The organism is Sphingobium sp. Cam5-1 (assembly GCF_015693305.1).
Lineage (GTDB): Bacteria > Pseudomonadota > Alphaproteobacteria > Sphingomonadales > Sphingomonadaceae > Sphingobium.
On record NZ_CP065139.1, the window covers coordinates 155,111 to 172,201 of the forward strand.

Consider the following 17,091-nt stretch of genomic DNA (forward strand, 5'->3'; position numbering starts at 1 on the left):
CAGCTCTCCCTATATCTTCTCCGGCTTAACCGGCAGCGTCGCCCCATACCTGCGCGAAGAAGGGATTGCGCGCCGCTTCCGCTTCATAGGCGGCGGTATCGATCATGGTGACGGGGCACCAATGACCGCCCTGGAGGTATAGGCGTGGCGTCATAGTGAAACGATGGCCCACAGCGGACTGCCATTCCACGGGTATGTCCGGGCCATCGAAAGAGTTGCCAAGATATTTGCCGCCGCGATATTCCGCCGCTGCCTTCAAATCATCGATCCGCCAGTCTTCCGGCGAACGGCTTTCGTCATAGCCATGATCGAGCAGGGTCGGTTCCCGCGAAGGCTGGGCGAAGTGGAAGTCGTCCCAATTGCGGGGAATGGCTTCCCACGCCGCACGTGATCCGAAATAGGCGCGGATCTTGGCTTCATTATTGGTGGCGAACCAGTTGAGGCTGCCGTCCGGCCCGTTGGCCAGCTTTTCGATCTGTTTTGACACGACACCGGGCATCAGCTTGGGCACCAGGCGTCCGATCCATGGCATATGCCGTGGGGCTTCGCGGAAATACTCATCGAGCGATTGTTCACGGAAGGGCACCAAGGCTTCGAGCCGGTCGGAGTCGGCATACCATTGGCCGTGGAAATTGCGGGTGGCAAACCAGTGCGGTTTCAACACCTTGCGGTAGTTGGGCATGGATTTTTCCATGAACTCATGATTCACTACGCGCGATGACGCGCCGCCGCCCAGATTGTAGAAATTGCGCCAGAATGCGTCCGGCACATCGTCGCCGCACAGTGCCGCCATCAAGCGGCCGCTGTCATTGGCGGTAGACCATTCGAACACGCCATTGAGCGGATTGTGGAACATGATCGGATCGAAAATCTTCCACATTTCGAAATGCGCCATGCCGCTTTGGCGCACCGATGCCCAGTGAGTGATGCCGCTCTGAGCGACAATCGCTTCGGCCTGAGTCTTGGTGACGGCATAGTGGTCATAGGCGCTGATCTTGATCGGATCGCCCGTCCGCCCCCAATGCACAGGTGCATTGCGGCTGCCGGTTTCGGCGATGGTGCCGATATAGATGAGCCGTGTCTGCTTGGGGTCGCCCACCGCGTGGATCGCATCGACGATATTCTGCGCGCCGCCGACGTTGACGCGGGTCACAAGCTCGGCCGGAAGGCGGTCCGCAAGCGGCGATACCAGAGCGCCGACATGAAGCACGACATGGGCGCCCTCAACCCCCTTGCGGATCGAAGCGGGGTCGGTGAGGTCGCCCCATATCACCTCGGCCAGGCCACGGCGCTGGACATCCTTCACGACGGGGTGCGACTTTTCCTCTGGCCTTACCAATATTCGCAGACGCAGTGTGTCCGCCTTTTCCGCAATGCGCTTTACCGTCTCCCGGCCCATATTGCCGGTGGCCCCGGTCAGGAAAATTGTCTTGCGGCTGTCGGTCATGATGCGTCCCCTAAATTATGGGCCCATAATCGCACTTTGGCGTGCCAATAACAAGAATGTAGTTTGAGCGGAACCGTCGAGACATCGATAGCGATTACCCGTCGATCAACGAAAAATGCGATCAGATGAACATTCATTCATATATATGCGGATGTCCCGCTCGCATTCGCTACGAATGAATTGGTTATGTGTTGCTCATAAAACACGGTGTCGTGCGAAAATCGGCAAGGTGATGAGTCTCCGGATTGCGATGAAGCCCTACGGCCGTTAGCGGGCTCCACATCGCTCGGGCCAAGTCCGGGCTTCTCGGAAAGGATGTCATGAAGAAGGTTACCGGAATTTCTGCATTGTTGTGCGGTGCGGCACTGATTGTCCCTGTTGCTGCTTGGGCGCAGGAAGGTGTCAGCAACGATGACAGCGCCACCAACGAAATCGTCGTAACAGCGACTCGTGAAGCGCGTTCGCTTCAGTCGGTGCCGATGGCCGTGAACGTCGCGACCGGCGAACAGCTTCAGAAGTTCAACATCTTCGACGCAAAGGACGTGCAGCAGCTCGCGCCGGGCCTTGAGCTGACCAACACCACCGGCCGCAACAACACGACCACCCTGCGTGGCGTGACCTTTGATCCCGACCAGGGCACCAGCCCGGCGGTTCAGGTCTATTATAACGAAATTCCGACGGATGCGCAGACCGTTTATACGGCGCTCTATGACATCCAGCAGATTGAAGTGCTGCGTGGTCCGCAGGGCCTGCTGCGCGGCCTGTCTGCACCGGCCGGTTCCATCACCATCGCGACGCGCCGTCCGAACTTCGACGAAATCGAAGGCTATGCGCAGGCGACCGCAACGTCGCGCGCCGGTTACAACGTCCAGGCTGGTGTTTCGCTGCCCTTCAATGACACGCTCGCGATCCGCGTCGCTGGCCTGGTCGATGGCAATCGTCTCAACAACGTCCGCAACATCACTACTGGCGAGCGTGCCCGCAGTCGCACCGAAAGCGCGCGCGTCACGCTGGGCTGGCGTCCGAGCAGCGACTTCACCGCTTATCTGAGCTACCAGTATCTGTTTGCGGACAATATCCAGCCCCAGCAGGTTGTCGGTGCTGGCAACGTGCCGGACGGCGTCAATGCGTCTGGCCCCGCGCTTTCAGAGTCTGATTATGCTGCCGTCTCGGATGGCCGATTCCGCAACCAGAATGAGAGCCACATCGTCAATCTGGCCTTCGATTATGATCTAGGCCCGGCCACCCTGTCGTTCGTCGGCGCTCACCAGTACAGCAGGCTGAAGGCTGAACGCGACCTCGACGCGGGCAACGCCATCCCTGATTATGTGTACGCATCGACTGTCAATTCGCCCTACAAGGTGGATTCGGCCGAACTGCGCCTTGCCTCCAACAACAAGGAAGGCTTCGGCTGGGGCGTTGGTGCATTCTACACCAAGCAGACTGGCACCGTTGTGACCAACCAGCGGGCAGACGCGTTTTTCGCTCCCACCCCGATTGCGGCTGGACTCTTCTTGCCGATCAATACGGAAGTCTTCACTCCGGTGGATACGCAAACTTGGTCATTCAACGGCAATCTGAGATATCGTTCCAATGGCTTCTCGATTGAAGGCGGTCTTCGTTATTCGATCATCAAGAATGTTCAGACGACCGACATCTTCGTGACATCTCCCGCCTTCCCGGCCGGCCCTCCGATCGAAGGCGTGCCGGCGAACCTGCAGCGCTTCACGGACAAGCCTCTCACGGGCGGCGTTACGGTCTCCTATGAGTTCAATCCGCGCCTCAACGCATATTTTGCCTATGGTCACTCCTACCGTGCTGGCAGCACTGGCGTCGCTGTACCGGTAGGCGTGAGCGAGGATCTGATCCGTACCAAGGCAGAAAAGACCGACTCCTTCGAGGCAGGTTTGAAGGGTAAGTTGTTCGACAACCGCGCGAACTTCACTATTTCCGCCTTCTATCAGACGTTGGAAAATTATCTGAGCCGGTTCACGGGCATCTACTATGAGTCTGCGGCGGCCAATCCTCCGACGGGCGGCTTCGATTTCAACTATAATGGCGATGCCAAGATCAAGGGTATCGAAGCGTCCATCGACGGGCGGGTGACGGATAATTGGGACCTGGGCGTCAGCGCATCCTATGTTCGTGCGCGCTACAAAGATGCTCTGGTGCCCTGCAATGACTATGCAGGCACTGGCGTTCCCAATCAGAACGGCGCACCGGCTGTAACTGGCCCAGGCAATGTCAGCTATTGCGTGACAAACGGTCGTCTGTCCCAGACTCCTGACTTCACCCTCACCGCCAATACGGAAATCCGTTTCCCGATGGGTGAGTTCACCCCGTTTGTGCGGGCGCTCGTCAACTATCGTCCGGGCTTCTACGCAGATCAGGTCGATTATGACTATCGTTCGCGTACCCTGCTGAACCTGTTTGCAGGTTTCCGCACGGAAGACGATCGGTTCGAGCTGACCGCGTTCGCGAAGAATTTGCTGAACCAGAAGCGGATCACCAACATCAGCCTGGGCACCGCCCAGATTAATACGGCCATTGGTGTTCCTTATGAATCAGGTTATCGTACGGTGAACGTCACCAATCCGCGCGAATTCGGCCTGACCGGAACGTTCCGGTTCTGATGTTGATCCTGTCGTAAGGATAGCGTTTCAGAGGGCCAGGGGAGGTTATCCCCTGGCCCTTTCCATATAATCAGGAGTAGGATGAATGACCTCGCATTTTGGTTTTACGAAGCTTGTGGTGCAAGACCTGGAGGGCACCGCCGCCTTCTACAAGGATGTCGCGGGCCTAGTTGAAATGGCCCGGATTCAGGATACGGTCGGCGATCGGCAGATCGATGAAATCCTGTTCAATGCTACGGGCGAAGGCGGCGCTACCTTCGTTTTGTTCAAGTTTCTGGATCGGGATGCCCCCGCACAGGATGAGGTGATCCTGGGATTTCAAACGAGCGACCTTGAGGCGTTTGTCCAGCGGGTCCAAAAGTCTGGCGGCAAGGTTGTCCAACCGATTGAAGTCAGGGAAGCTCATGGTGTGAAGGTCGCCTTCGTAACCGATCCCGAGGGGCATCTGATCGAGGTTGTGGAATTGCTGGCCAGGTAAAAAGGCGGCGCGGGACATGGCCGCGCCGTCAGTTTATAAGCTATCCGCCCGTTCCATGGGATCCCTACGTCGCTGAGGCGAGGTGCCGGACGCCGCGTGGGGCAGATCAGGAAGCGCCGAAGGGCACCCTTAATGATCCAACTCTGGTCGCGCGGATTGCCCCTCTTTAACGACAGCCTTTGGGCAGGGCGTGGTTTCCATTCCTGCCAGTGCGCCCGGCTTTCCGCATTGGGGACAACGGCTCTTGTCATGTCGGTCCTGGCGATCAACGGGGCGGATGCTCACTAAGATTGTGTGGGCGAGGTAGCGAGAGGAGCTTGAAGAGCAGGGTGTCATGGCCCAATTAAGGGGCTTCCTAGCCCGTTTGGGCTGCCTCAACCAAGAGTAGCCATGACTTCGCTTAACCCCCTTCTTGCCGATACCGACCTGCCCGATTTCGCCGCCATCGAGGCAGCACATGTGGTTACCGCCATAGAGGCAGCGATTGACCAGCACCGCGCTGCGATCGAGCAGATTACGGCATCGCAAGCCGATGACTTCGGCAGCGTCATTTTGGCGGCGGAGCGGGCCGATTTTCTCCTGTCGCGCACATGGTCGCCCATTGGCCATCTTGCGGGGGTAGCCGACACGCCGGAACTGCGAGAAGCCCATGCTTCGGCACAGGCCTTGATGACGGCTTACCTGATGGAGGCGGGGCAGAACCGGGCGCATCATGATGCGGTCGCGCGCGTGGCGGACCGGCCCGATTTTGCTGACTTGCGTCCTGCGCAGAAGCGGGCCGTCGAATTGGCGCTGCGTGCCTTCCGTCTGGCGGGCGTGGCGCTGGAAGGCGAGGCCCGCCAGCGATTCCTCGATATTGGCGTGGCGCTGAGCGACCTTAGCACGCGTTTCGGGAACGCCGTGCTGGACGCGACGGAAGCGTGGAGCGAGCATGTGACCGACGAGGCGGCGTTGGCCGGGGTGCCGGAAAGCGACAAGGCCATTCTTGCCGCCTATGCGCAGGAAAAGGGCCTGCCGGGTTGGTTGATCACTCTGCGCCAGCCCAGCGTGCTGGCGATCCTTCTGCATGCCGACGATCGGGCACTGCGGGAGCGGGTTTATCGCGCCCACAATACGCGCGCGTCTGATCAATCGGATGACCGCAGTCATGATAATAGCGAACGGATCGACCAGATCATGGCACTGCGGCATGAAGCGGCGCAGATATTGGGCTTCAACGATTCCGCCGCGCACTCGCTCGAAACCAAGATGGCGGCGGATGCGGACGAGGCGCTGGCCTTTCTGGCTGACCTCGCCAAGCGCGCTCGGCCGGTCGGCGAGAAGGAACTGGAGGAGGCGCGAGCCTTTGCCGCTGAGCATTTTGGTTTGAACGAACTTTATCCGTGGGACCTGTCCTACATCGCCGAAGCGATGCGGCGGACGTTGCATGGGGTCGATCAGGAAGCGCTGAAAGCCTATTTCCCGCTACCTCGTGTCCTGGCGGGCACGCAGAAGCTGATCGAGCGGCTTTTCGATGTGTGCCTGATCGAACGGAAAGCTGTTTCCACCTGGCATCCTGATGTCCTTTTCTATGATGTGCTGGATGCGAGCGGCGAGATTGTCGCGGGGGTCTATCTCGACCTGTTCGCGCGGGCTGGTAAGCGCGGTGGGGCGTGGATGGATGTGTGCCGGGCGCGGTTCCGGGATGCCGATGCTTTCCACCGGCCGATTGCCTATCTGACCACCAACTTCGCGCCGCCTGCGGGTGATCGTCCCTCGTTGGTCACGCATAATGACGTGGTGACGTTGTTTCATGAATTTGGCCATGTGCTGCACCATCTGCTGACGGAGGTCGATCTGCCGTCGGTCGGCGGCATTTCCGGCGTCGAATGGGATGCGGTCGAGCTGCCCAGCCAGTTCATGGAGAATTTTGCTTGGGAAAAGGACACGCTGATCGGCCTGTCCGGGCATGTGGATACGGGCGAGCCGTTGCCTGAACCTCTATTTGACCGGCTGCTTGCCGCGCGGCAGTTTCAGGCGGGGCTGGCGTTGTTGCGCCAGATCGAATTTGCGACCTTCGACCTGCTGCTGCATCGCGACTATGATCCGGCGCAGGGGGCGCGTGTGATGCATACGCTTGAACAGGTGCGCGCGGCGGTGGCTGTTGTCCATCCGCCTGAATGGAATCGCTTTGCCCATGCGTTCAGCCATATTTTCGCGGGCGGATATGCGGCGGGATATTATTCCTACCTCTGGGCTGAACTTCTGTCGGCCGACGCTTTCGAGATATTCTCTCATGCCGATCTGCCGGGGGGAGGCGCCACTGCCTTCCGCCGCGAGATATTGGCGGCGGGCGCCAGCCGTTCCGCAGCCGACAACTTCCGGGCTTTCGCCGGACGCGCGCCAGAAGTCGATGCCTTGCTTCGATCGCGCGGGCTGGCGGCCTAAACAGAAGGCCATTGTAGCATGGACGGACCCCTTGTGATCAGTTGCCCGGCCTGCGCTACGCTGAACCGTGTGCCAAAGGAACGGTTGGGCGAGGGGCGTTGCGGGCGGTGCAAGCAGGCATTGTTCCAGGGTCGGCCGGTGACCCTGACCAGCGCCAATTTTTCGCAGCATGCGGCCAGCAGCGACGTTCCGCTCATCATCGATTTCTGGGCGAGTTGGTGCGGTCCCTGTCGCCAGATGGCGCCAGCCTTCGAAGCCGCTGCCGCGCAGCTGGAGCCACATGCCCGGCTGGGGAAGATTGATACGGAAGCGGAAGCCGATCTTGCCGCCCGCTATGCGATCCGCAGCATTCCTTCGCTGGTGATCGTGCACAAGGGGCGGGAAATTGCGCGCAATGCGGGCGCCATGCCGATGGCAGCGATCGTCAGTTGGGTGCGGCAGAATCTGCCTGCGTGATCAGGCGGGCTCCTTGACTCGCTGGACGATGCTGTTGGCGAGTTTCGGGGCGACTTCCGCAAGATGATCGAAATGCGCATCGAAATGAGCCATGCCCTGGCTCATCGAGCGGATTTCCGCTTCCAGACCTTGCAGCCCCGCCTCCGGTAGCAGGACTTCAATCACATCCCAGGCCGACCAACCTTCGCGGCTCGTCATGCGCAGCATCTGGCCACGGCGGGAGGCCACGGCGGAGGTGATGCGGGATGATGCGGTGCCGGGTGTCATGATCGTCACATGCGCGACCGGCTCCAGCAGATAAGGGGACGCGGCGGCCAGTGCGTCGCTCATCGCTATCCGTCCGGCGGTGCGGAAAGCGAGTTCGGAGCTATCGACGCTGTGAAAGGAGCCATCAACCAATGTCGCCGCGACATCGACGACGGGAAAGCCGAGGGGACCTTTTGCCTGGGCGTCGTGCACGCCCTTTTCGACCGCCGGAATCCACTGCTTGGGTATCGCGCCACCCGTGATCTGTTCCTCGAAGCGAAGGCCCTCTCCCCGTTCCAGAGGACGCACTTCCAGCACGACATCGCCGAACTGCCCATGCCCGCCGGACTGTTTTTTGTGCCGCCCGCGTTGCGTGACCGCTTTTCGGATAGATTCCCTGTAGGCGATCGTCGGCTGCTGCACCGATACGGCCACGCCATAGCGGCGCTTCAGGCGGGCCAGCGCGACGTTCAGATGCTCGTCACTCACGCCATGAAGCAGTGTCTCCCGTGATGCTTCGTCCTGGCTCCAGTGAAGGGCATGATCTTCCTCCGCCAGTCGATTGAGAGCGGTGGACAGGCGCACCTCGTCCTTATGGTCCTTCGCGGCGATCGCCACCGCGCAATTGGTTGCCGGTCGGTCAGCGAGCAGCCCTGTGCCGCCGGGTTTGGTCGCGATGCCGATCAGGTCACCCGCCTTTACCGTGTCGATCTTGGCAATGCCGACGATCGCGCCCGGATCAGCGGAGGCGATCTTAGTCGTGGCAAGACCCTGAAGCGCAAATATCCCGCCCGCGCGCAGGGATTGTCCGCCATTATCCTGCAAGTCGGCGCCGTCCTGCAAATCACCGCCGAACAGCCGCGCGATCGCCAGGCGGCCTACCGTTGCCGCATGGGAAATCTTCAGCACCTGTGCCGCTGCTCCGCTGATGCCTAGCCGCTCCGCCGTCTTTGCGGGGGCAGGGGTATCATGCCGCAGCATCTTGAGCAGGCGGCGGATACCAAAGCCATTGGCAGCGGAACCGAACAACACTGGCACGATGAGGCCGCTGGCGGTTTCCTGCGCGAGATCGGCGAAGATGGTTTGAAGGCTTGGCTGTTCGTCCGACAGGAGCTGTTCAAGCAGGATGTCGTCATGATCGGCCAGTTGTTCCAGCATATGGAAGCGCGCCTGGCTTTCATCAGCCTTCAACTCTTCGGCGAGCGCGATCTGCTGCGACTGCTTGTCTGTTTCATAATGATAGGCCCGTTCCAGCGCGAGATCGACGAAGCCATCGACCCGATCGCCCGACCGGATCGGGATCTGCCGGGCGACGAGCGCGGCGGCGCTCATGGGGGTGAGGGCCGTCAGCAGATCCTGGATGCTGCCCCGCGTCTGCTCGATCTTGTTGACGAACAGGGCATGCGGAACGCCCGCCCGTTCGAGCTTGCGCAGCGTGGGCTCTGCCAAGGGCGCGCGGGCCGGGTCAGGATCGATGACGACGATGGCGAGGTCGACCGTATTGAGAGCGATGGCCGCGTCATCGGCAAAGCTGGGCGAGCCTGGAATATCGACGAGGGAGAAATGATCCCCCATCCATTCGAACTGCATGAGGTTGAGTTCGGTGGAGCTTCCCCGCTCTCGCGCTTCCGGACTTGCATCGCCGACGCTGGTGCCAGCTTCGACCGATCCCTGTCGCGAAACAGCCCCGCTGATGTGCATTATTGCTTCCGCGAGGCTAGTTTTACCCGCTCCGGCGGGGCCGATCAGCGCAATAGAGCGCGATTGCGTGCCGCTCATCCTTGCTCTCCTCATCCCGCCTCTCGTGGTGAAGACGGTCTTTTTGAAGGGCCGATGTTCTGCCTATCGCGGGGGGAACGCAAGGGGGCTTCGACTGGATCGCGTCGCAGCTTGTTAAAGCGTGGATGTTAGGATGGGTCACTAGGGTGGACGATAGCCGGAACGAACCACCTCCCCGGCAATTTTAGTCGTTGCAATCCCTGCGCGAGGGGCGGATTTATCTCATTTTGGGAGCTTGATCGATGTCGCTGACCGGCCTCCTGCTTGCACGGTCTATTTAATGATTGTCCCCGATCAAGCGCCGGATTCCCGCAGCGTCGCGCTTCACTATGATGAGCTTGACCTCGCCTATCGTCGCATCTGGGGCGATCATGTTCACCACGGATATTGGCGCACCGGGACCGAAACGCCCGAGCAGGCCGCCGCCCAACTGGTGACCGAAGTGGAGCAAAGGCTTGGCGTAGAAGCGGGGGACCGGATTTGCGACATTGGTTGCGGATATGGGGCGACGGCGGCCAATATCCTGACACGCCATGACGTGTCGATCATCGGCCTGACTCTGTCGGCGGCCCAGCACGCAATTGCGCAAGAGCGTTCGCCGCGCTTTACCTGTCTGGTGCGGGACTGGTTGGACAACGGACTGGAAACGGGGTCGTTCGACCGCGCTTATGCGATCGAGAGTTCTGAGCATATGACGGATAAGCCGCGCTTCTTCACCGAGGCAAGGCGCATATTGCGGCCGGGCGGCCGTCTGGTCGTGTGCGCCTGGCTGGAGGGGGAGGCGGCATCTGCTTGGGAGGTGCGGCATTTGCTGTTACCGATATGCAAGGAGGGCAGGTTGCCCAGCATGGGAAGCCAGAAAGATTATCTGACATTGGCCTCGGACGCTGGATTTCGCCTGATGGATTATCGGGACATCAGCCGGGACGTGCGCCGTACCTGGTCGATCTGCCTTGGCCGCCTGGCGAAGAGCGTCTTGAGCGACCGGGACATTCGTCGGCTTGCGCTTGGCCGCGCCACGATGAGCCGTGATTTCATACTGAGCCTTCCGCGCCTCATCCTCGCGCTACGCACAGGGGCGATGCGGTATGGGATATTCCAGTGGGAAGCGGCCTAGCCGCCTCGGGTCCAGCGCCGCGATTCACAGATGAAGAGCACGCAGCCGGTGAGCTTCAGCGATCCGTCAGTATTGCGCGCCAGTGAGGAACGATAGCTTTTCCCGCTTTTTGGATCATAAGCCCGCCCGCCTGTCCATGTGGAACCGGATCGGCTGAAATCCCAAAGGGTAAGAAGACCCGCCAAAGGCTGCGAGCGAAGGCGAGGGTTCGGGTTGTGCACGTCTGTCTTGGGGACATCGGCGCCCGTATCGAGCACTCGCACGATCCGGCCGCACAGTTTCGCGCCACATGGCTCGATTTTGACGAGGCCCTTGCCATCGTCCGTCACCCATAGACCGGTCACATCGGTCGCAGGAAGCGCAGCCGAAGAGGCGAGCAAGAGGAGGGAAGCCGCCAGCATTGTCATACTCCTATCCGCCCCAGCGCTTGCACGGTGAGACAAAAAGTCTGGCGCATCAACTGCTTTCTCCGTGGTAGAATGATGGCGGGAGAAGACGAGACATGGCAAAGCTCATCACAAGATCGCGTCAGGAAGAGCAGATGGACGCGCCCGATCTCGACCCCGCCGTATATGAGCGGGTGCTGCACGATCTGGCGCGGGTCAACCGATGGACGTTCACAGCCTGGCCCGCCATCGCCTTTCTCCAACGCGCAGTGGGACAGGCAAGACATTTCCGCCTGCTCGATGTCGGATTTGGGGACGGCGACGTCCTGCGTGCGATTGCCCGATGGGCGCGGCGCCGGGGTATCGATGCCGAGCTGATCGGCGTGGACCTGAATGAAAAGAGTTTGCAGGCGGCGCGGCATGCGACCCCGTCAGACCTGTCGATTGATTATCGGGCTGGCGATTATCTCGATCAGCCGGAGCCGTTCGACTTCATCATTTCAAGCCAGGTCACGCACCATATGACCGACGCGCAGCTGATGACTTTCCTGCGTCATATGGAAGCGAAAGCGCGGATGGGTTGGTTGATCTGCGATCTGCATCGCCACGGTTTTGCGCATTGGGGCTTCCCCATTCTGGCGCGACTGCTGCGCGTCCACAGGATCGTGCGGGAAGATGGTCAATTATCGATCGCCCGATCGTTCCGGCGTCGGGAATGGATCGACCTGCTGGCACAGGCTGGCATATCCGAGGATCAGGTGCGGATCGTGCGCCGTTTCGCTTTTCGCATGTGCGTGGAGCGTGTGCGGGAGACGCCGCTTATCCTTTCCGGATCCGGGTGAGAGACGCGGCGCTGGTTCCCAGTCCGGGCGCGAACCGTAGCAGCGACATGAGGATATTGCGGGTCAGGGGTGCTGCTGCACCATGGCGCAAGGCTTCGGCAATGCCGACAGGCCGCGCGCATTGCCGCCGCCATTTGTCCTGCCATGCCGGTGAGGCTTCAGGTCCTGCGGCCAGCATTGCTCCGGCGGCGCTCGCTCCGCTGGCCAAGGCGATGGCGATACCGTCGCCTGCGAGGGAGGCTATGACGGCGCTCTGATCACCGATGCGAAAGACGCCTTTGTGGCTTTGCGGCGCGCGCCAGCCATAGGGAACGCCAGCTACGGCATCGAAATGGGTGGGGACGCCCTGAAGCCGTTCGCGGAGCAGTGGGGCCTCCTGTTGCAACGCGTCCAGCAGCGCGGGAACGCTCCCCGCTGTAGTCAGCCGATCTCTGCTTACCGACAGGCAGAGATTGACCGATCCATCCTCCTGCAACAGCAGTCCTGCATAGCCCTGGTTAAACAGGTGCAGTTCAACGACGCCCGACAGCGCGCCATGCGATACGGAGGACGCAGGGAGGGAGGTGCGTAGCCCGACCGATGAGCTTGAGAAATGCCGGGCGACGCCGCGCAGCTCATGCTTTCCGACGCCTATGAACAGGGCGTCTGCAGTAAGCGTCTCGCCATTGTCGAAGCGCACGGCGCGGCGATCTGGATCGGCTGTGCGGGCTGTTCGGCCTCGGCTGACAATAGCACCGGCGTTGGCGGCTGCCTCGATAAGGGCATTGTCCAGGACGTGGCGGGAAATGCCCCCGGCCGTGGCGGGCAGGGCGGCTTCGACGCAGCGTGTCCCCGTGGCCAGCCTGAAGCGACTTATGGGTCGCGCCCCAAGCTTCCAGGGGTCCACTCCCAATTCCATAAGGCCAGCGATCGCGTCCCAGCCGAGAAAGCCCCCGCATACGCCAGCGGGGGCAGCGGCCCGACGCTCAATCAGATGCGGCCTCATTCCGGCACGGGCGAGGGTGATGGCGGTGGCAGAGCCGGCCGGGCCGCCGCCGATGATGAGCGCCTCCAGCTTGGCCGCTCCTGTCATCATCCTGCTCGCGAAAAGCGGAATCCTTCCGCAGCGACGCCCGGTCCGAAGGCGAGCGCGACGCCGGGGCCGTGGCTCCCCTCGTCGAGCAGATCGCTGAGGATAAACATCAGCGTTGCGGACGACATGTTGCCATGGCGCGCGAGGATGCCGCGAGACACGGCCAGAGCATCGGGTCGCAGGTCCATGCCGTTTTCGACTGCGTCCAATATGGACCGGCCCCCGGCATGAACCGCCCAATTCGCGACGGATACGGGATCAGTCGAACCGCAAATCCGGTCCCTGACGCCATTGTCTCGCAGAGCGGCCTGAATGCGGCTCGGGACTTCACCGGACAGGTGCATGACGAAACCGGCGTCGCCGATCTCCCACCGGATGAGATCGGCAGAATCTTCCAGATTTATCGCGAAGGGCGCATCCATCGCGAAACCGCGATCCTGCGCGCTGACCAGTGCCGCCGCTGCGCCGTCGCCGAATTGCAGCATCATCAGCAATCTTTCGACCTGCTGTTCCCGCTGAAGGTGAAGCGAGGACAGTTCGACGGTGACCACCAGTACGCGCGCGTCGGTTTCCGACCGCACGATATGTCGTGCCGTCCGAAGCGCCGCGACCGCTGCGTAACAGCCCATGAACCCCACAAGTGTCCGCTCCACACCGACCAGACCCAGCGCGTCGGCGATGATCTGATCGACGCCGGGAGCGACGAAGCCGGTGCAACTGGCGACGACGAGATGGGTAACGCCATCCAGAACTATCTTTGCGCGCAAAGCGTCGATGGCTCGCAGGGCCAATTCAGGGGCGTAGCGATGATAGAGTTGCATGCGTTGCGACGTCGAAGGCATGGCGTCCGCGTAGAAGCCGCCGGGATCGACAGGTGAGGCCTCTGCATCCACTTGGGGAAGGACAGACCAGCGATGATTGATGCCGCTGCGTTCCGCCATGCGGATGAACAGGCCGCGCGCCCGTTCATCCACTAATTGCTGGCTGGCCCATCGAATGAAGGGGGAATGCACATCCTGGTCAGGAACGGCGCAACCTATCGCGTTTATGCAGGCACGTCTTTCGTTCATCGCATTCCACTTTGTTGCCCGGATCTACAACGCCGACGATGCGGTATATGATCCGGGCTGGACAGGGTCCAACATGTGTAGCGCGATTTTGATTGCTTCCTAATGAATTGGGATTTGCGTTAGCCGTGCCGAACCGTCACGGGCACCATTTCCTCCCACAACAGTTCGAGCTTACGCCGGGTAAAGCGCCACGCGTCACCATCACGACGCCATTCATCGAGATAACGGATCGTCCAGCGCAAAATCTGGTCCGCGTCGTTGAGCAAATGATCGGCAGTGCAATAAGTCTCGCCGCTGGCTCTGTCACCGTCAATCATAACTGTCTGATTATGGACGCGGTGGAATGTCGAACGGAACATCTGCGCGAGTCCGTCGATCGACATCAATGTCGCCTCCAGCCCTTCTGTCACGAAGCCCGGCCCTTCGATCCGGCAGTCATTCGCCAGCACGGATCGCCACAACTGCTTGTCCTTCCGATCCGCACCCTGCGCGTAGATTTCTGCCGAGCGCCGCAGCGCCGCTTCGTCGATCAGCTTGTTCATCGCGCCGCTCACAGGTTCATTCCGTTGCCGGTCACGATCGGCATGTTGGTCCAGGTCCCGTTGATATCGCGGATCCATCCTGCCGCCGCCAGCGAACCGCCGTCAACGTTAATGGCCGTTCCCGTGACCCAGGACGCAAGCGGGCTGGCGAGGTAGAGCGCCGCGCCCGCGCAGTCGTCCGGATGGCCGAAGCGGCCGAGGGGCACCCATCTTTGCACATGTTCGCGATTTTCCGGCGGCACCATATAATTGATCGGGGTCTGGGGTGTGTCCGTTGTTTCCGGCGCGATGTCATTCACCCTGATGCCGAGCGGCGCGAGTTCAAGAGCGAGGCTCTTGGTGAAGCCCGTTATCCCCCATTTCGCGGCGGCATAGACGGAGCAGTTGGGAATGCCGCGATAGGCTTCGATGGAGGTGATGTTGATGATCGAACTGCCGGGTGCCGACGCCTTTAGTAGCGGAAGCAAGCGGTTCGTCACGTGCATTAGGCTGATCAGGTTGAGGCCGATAATTTCCTGCATCTCCTCACGTGAAAGATCAGAAAATGCTTTGGCATGAAGAAAATGGCCGACATTGTTCACAAGAATATCGAGCTTCCCGCCCGTTTCCTGTTTCAGGCGGTCGGCCAGCGCATCAACCTGTTGCGGATCATTGACGTCGCATTGAATCGCCTTGCCGATGGTGAAATCGGCACAGCGTTCCGGATCAATCTCCGCAATGAAGACCTGTGCGCCTTGCCGTGCAAAAGCATCGGCGCAGGCGCGTCCGATCCCCGCGCCGCCACCAGTCACCAAAACCGTCTTGCCCGTGAAATCCAGCATCATCCTGTCCTCGATTATTCTGTGCGTTTATCAGGCGGCGCCCAGCAGGTCCGGGTTGCGCCGCAGTTCCTGTCCGCCATCGACCGCAAAGGACTGTCCGGTGACCCAGGACGCAGCGGGGCTGGCGAGATAGGCCACCGCCGCCGCAATATCTTTCGGCTCTCCCGTCCGTTTGAGCGGCGTTTGCTCCAGAAAGCGATCGATGACCGCCGGGCTGGCGAACATATCCGCCGTGGCGTCGCTGCGGGTGAGGCCGGGGCGGACCGCGTTCACGCGGATACCGAGCGCGGCCAGTTCGTCGGCCACGGTTCGGATCAATGCTTCCAGCCCGGCTTTGCTGGCGCAATAGGTAGCGAGCGCGGGGAAGGGGAGGGTCGCGGCCGTGGACGATATGCACACGATTGACCCGCCTTCGCGCATCAACCTGGCCCCGGCCTGCATCGCGATGAAAGCGCTGGTGATGTTGAGGTCAAGATCCCGGCGCAAATCCTCTACACTGGTCGAGAGGAAGGGGCCGAAGCCGCCGCCTCCGACCGCAGGCACCAGAATGTCGAGGCGATCTGCCATGGCATATGCCTGCGTGAGGGCGTCGCCAACGTCCTTTTCGGATGTAGCATCGCCAGCGGAGATCGCGACCTGCGCTTCCGGAAAATCGCCGATTATGCGGGCTCGCGCTGCGTTCAGCGCTTCCTGCCTGCGCCCCGTGATGAGCACGCGCGCGCCATCGGCAACGAGCGCCCGTGCGCAAGCCGTGCCGATACCGCCGCTGCCCCCTGTAACGACTGCCGTTTGGCCCGCCAGAGGAGCCATACTCATTTTGCCGACCGGAACTGATCGACGACTTCCTTTACGGCACGAGCAACATCGTTGCGGCGGTAGCGAAGGTCGGCCATCGTCTTTGCGTCGGGTTCGTACCGCACGACGTTTCCGCGCCCGGTGAAGATCGCGACGTCCGGCAGCAGGGGATGTTCCTGATCCAGCGCAGGCACATCGACATCGTTCCCGGCAGCCCGGAAGAACAGCTTGAAATAGTCCGCGAAGCTCAGATTTTCGTCGCCAACCAGATAGGCTTTGCCATTTTCGCCCCTTTCCAGCGCGGACTGGATCGCTTCGGACAAGGACAGGGTGGAAATGAAATTCGTGCTGCCGGCAGGAGCGAAGGGCGGGATGCCAAGTTGTCCCTCGGCATAACGGGTATATGCTTCGAACATCGGCAGGCTCATGCCTGGAACCGCACCCACGACGAACGGCGCATCCACGCTGACAACATGGAAGCTGTCATCCGCCAGCGCGGTAATGCCGTCGGTGGCAAGCTTTCGGGCGCGAACATAGACGCTTTTTTCCACCAGTTCTGGCGCGACATGGGGATAGAAGCTGCCGACATGGATGAAGTGCCGGACGCCTGCCTGCTTGGCGAGCGCGGCGAACTGCGGCACGGCCTCGGCGTTGGCTCGGAAGACGTGAGCCTCATAATCCGCACCCTCGGGAACATGACGGAGGTCGGCTCCAGCCGCGAAGATGATGGCATCAAAGCCGGTCAAATGCTGCGTCGTGAAGCTACCCTCAACATAATCGCCCTGCAAAAAGGGCAGGCGCGACAGTTCGGTGTCCGGTTGCGGGGGCTTGCGGCCCGAGACCGTGACATCATGCTCCTGCGATGCAAGATGAAAGGCTGCATGGCCGCCAATCATGCCGGTGCCGCCAATAACAAGAATTTTCATGATAGCTTCCTCTCCACGGGCGTGTCGCGCCTCTTGATGAAGGAGGGCTACCGA

15 protein-coding genes are annotated in these 17,091 nt (G+C 60.9%); 6 read left to right on the forward strand and 9 right to left on the reverse strand.

From position 1 onward, the window contains the following. Positions 1-25: 25 nt before the first annotated feature. Positions 26-1,447, reverse strand: a complete 1,422-nt coding sequence (locus IZV00_RS14820) for an NAD-dependent epimerase/dehydratase family protein (RefSeq protein WP_196227194.1) — start codon at positions 1,445-1,447, stop codon at positions 26-28. Between the two features lie 320 nt (positions 1,448-1,767). Between IZV00_RS14820 and IZV00_RS14825 the strand changes: the two genes are divergently transcribed. The 4 genes from IZV00_RS14825 to trxC all read left to right on the forward strand — a co-directional run bounded on the left by IZV00_RS14825 (position 1,768) and on the right by trxC (position 7,441). Further along, positions 1,768-4,080, forward strand: a complete 2,313-nt coding sequence (locus IZV00_RS14825; RefSeq protein ID WP_196227195.1) for a TonB-dependent receptor — start codon at positions 1,768-1,770, stop codon at positions 4,078-4,080. A gap of 85 nt (positions 4,081-4,165) precedes the next feature. Then, positions 4,166-4,558, forward strand: coding sequence for a VOC family protein (locus tag IZV00_RS14830; RefSeq protein ID WP_196227196.1), 393 nt, complete (start codon positions 4,166-4,168; stop codon positions 4,556-4,558). Between the two features lie 390 nt (positions 4,559-4,948). Continuing rightward, positions 4,949-6,985 (forward strand): M3 family metallopeptidase, encoded by a 2,037-nt coding sequence (locus IZV00_RS14835; RefSeq protein WP_196227197.1) that lies wholly within the window; start codon positions 4,949-4,951, stop codon positions 6,983-6,985. A gap of 18 nt (positions 6,986-7,003) precedes the next feature. Beyond that, positions 7,004-7,441, forward strand: coding sequence for a thioredoxin TrxC (gene trxC / locus IZV00_RS14840; RefSeq protein ID WP_196227198.1), 438 nt, complete (start codon positions 7,004-7,006; stop codon positions 7,439-7,441). On the opposite strand, the gene IZV00_RS14845 is transcribed toward trxC, so the two are convergent. Next, a complete protein-coding gene (locus IZV00_RS14845; protein ID WP_196227199.1) occupies positions 7,442-9,466 on the reverse strand; it encodes an elongation factor G in 2,025 nt (674 codons plus the stop codon). 280 nt (positions 9,467-9,746) lie between these two features. On the opposite strand from IZV00_RS14845, the gene IZV00_RS14850 reads away from it, so the two are divergent. Then, positions 9,747-10,583 (forward strand): class I SAM-dependent methyltransferase, encoded by an 837-nt coding sequence (locus IZV00_RS14850; protein ID WP_196227200.1) that lies wholly within the window; start codon positions 9,747-9,749, stop codon positions 10,581-10,583. On the opposite strand, the gene IZV00_RS14855 is transcribed toward IZV00_RS14850, so the two are convergent. Further along, positions 10,580-10,984, reverse strand: coding sequence for a DUF2147 domain-containing protein (locus tag IZV00_RS14855; RefSeq protein ID WP_196227201.1), 405 nt, complete (start codon positions 10,982-10,984; stop codon positions 10,580-10,582). The two genes, IZV00_RS14850 and IZV00_RS14855, sit on opposite strands and share 4 nt — an antisense overlap. 101 nt (positions 10,985-11,085) lie before the next feature. Here IZV00_RS14855 and IZV00_RS14860 point away from each other — a divergent pair, with 101 nt between their 5' ends. After that, positions 11,086-11,811 (forward strand): methyltransferase domain-containing protein, encoded by a 726-nt coding sequence (locus IZV00_RS14860; RefSeq protein ID WP_196227202.1) that lies wholly within the window; start codon positions 11,086-11,088, stop codon positions 11,809-11,811. Here IZV00_RS14860 and IZV00_RS14865 read toward each other — a convergent pair. From IZV00_RS14865 to IZV00_RS14890, 6 genes are all read right to left on the reverse strand, one after another. Then, a complete protein-coding gene (locus tag IZV00_RS14865; protein ID WP_196227203.1) occupies positions 11,789-12,886 on the reverse strand; it encodes an NAD(P)/FAD-dependent oxidoreductase in 1,098 nt (365 codons plus the stop codon). The two genes, IZV00_RS14860 and IZV00_RS14865, sit on opposite strands and share 23 nt — an antisense overlap. Next, positions 12,883-13,953, reverse strand: coding sequence for a type III polyketide synthase (locus IZV00_RS14870; RefSeq protein ID WP_196227204.1), 1,071 nt, complete (start codon positions 13,951-13,953; stop codon positions 12,883-12,885). Before IZV00_RS14870 ends, IZV00_RS14865 begins: the two co-directional genes overlap by 4 nt. Before the next feature lie 119 nt (positions 13,954-14,072). Continuing rightward, positions 14,073-14,507 (reverse strand): nuclear transport factor 2 family protein, encoded by a 435-nt coding sequence (locus IZV00_RS14875; RefSeq protein WP_230463444.1) that lies wholly within the window; start codon positions 14,505-14,507, stop codon positions 14,073-14,075. Then, positions 14,504-15,319, reverse strand: coding sequence for an SDR family NAD(P)-dependent oxidoreductase (locus tag IZV00_RS14880; RefSeq protein WP_230463445.1), 816 nt, complete (start codon positions 15,317-15,319; stop codon positions 14,504-14,506). Before IZV00_RS14880 ends, IZV00_RS14875 begins: the two co-directional genes overlap by 4 nt. 27 nt (positions 15,320-15,346) lie before the next feature. Beyond that, complete coding sequence (locus tag IZV00_RS14885; protein ID WP_196227205.1) at positions 15,347-16,132, reverse strand: SDR family NAD(P)-dependent oxidoreductase; 786 nt, start codon at positions 16,130-16,132, stop codon at positions 15,347-15,349. Further along, positions 16,129-17,037, reverse strand: a complete 909-nt coding sequence (locus IZV00_RS14890) for an NAD-dependent epimerase/dehydratase family protein (protein ID WP_196227206.1) — start codon at positions 17,035-17,037, stop codon at positions 16,129-16,131. Before IZV00_RS14890 ends, IZV00_RS14885 begins: the two co-directional genes overlap by 4 nt. Positions 17,038-17,091 lie beyond the last annotated feature (54 nt).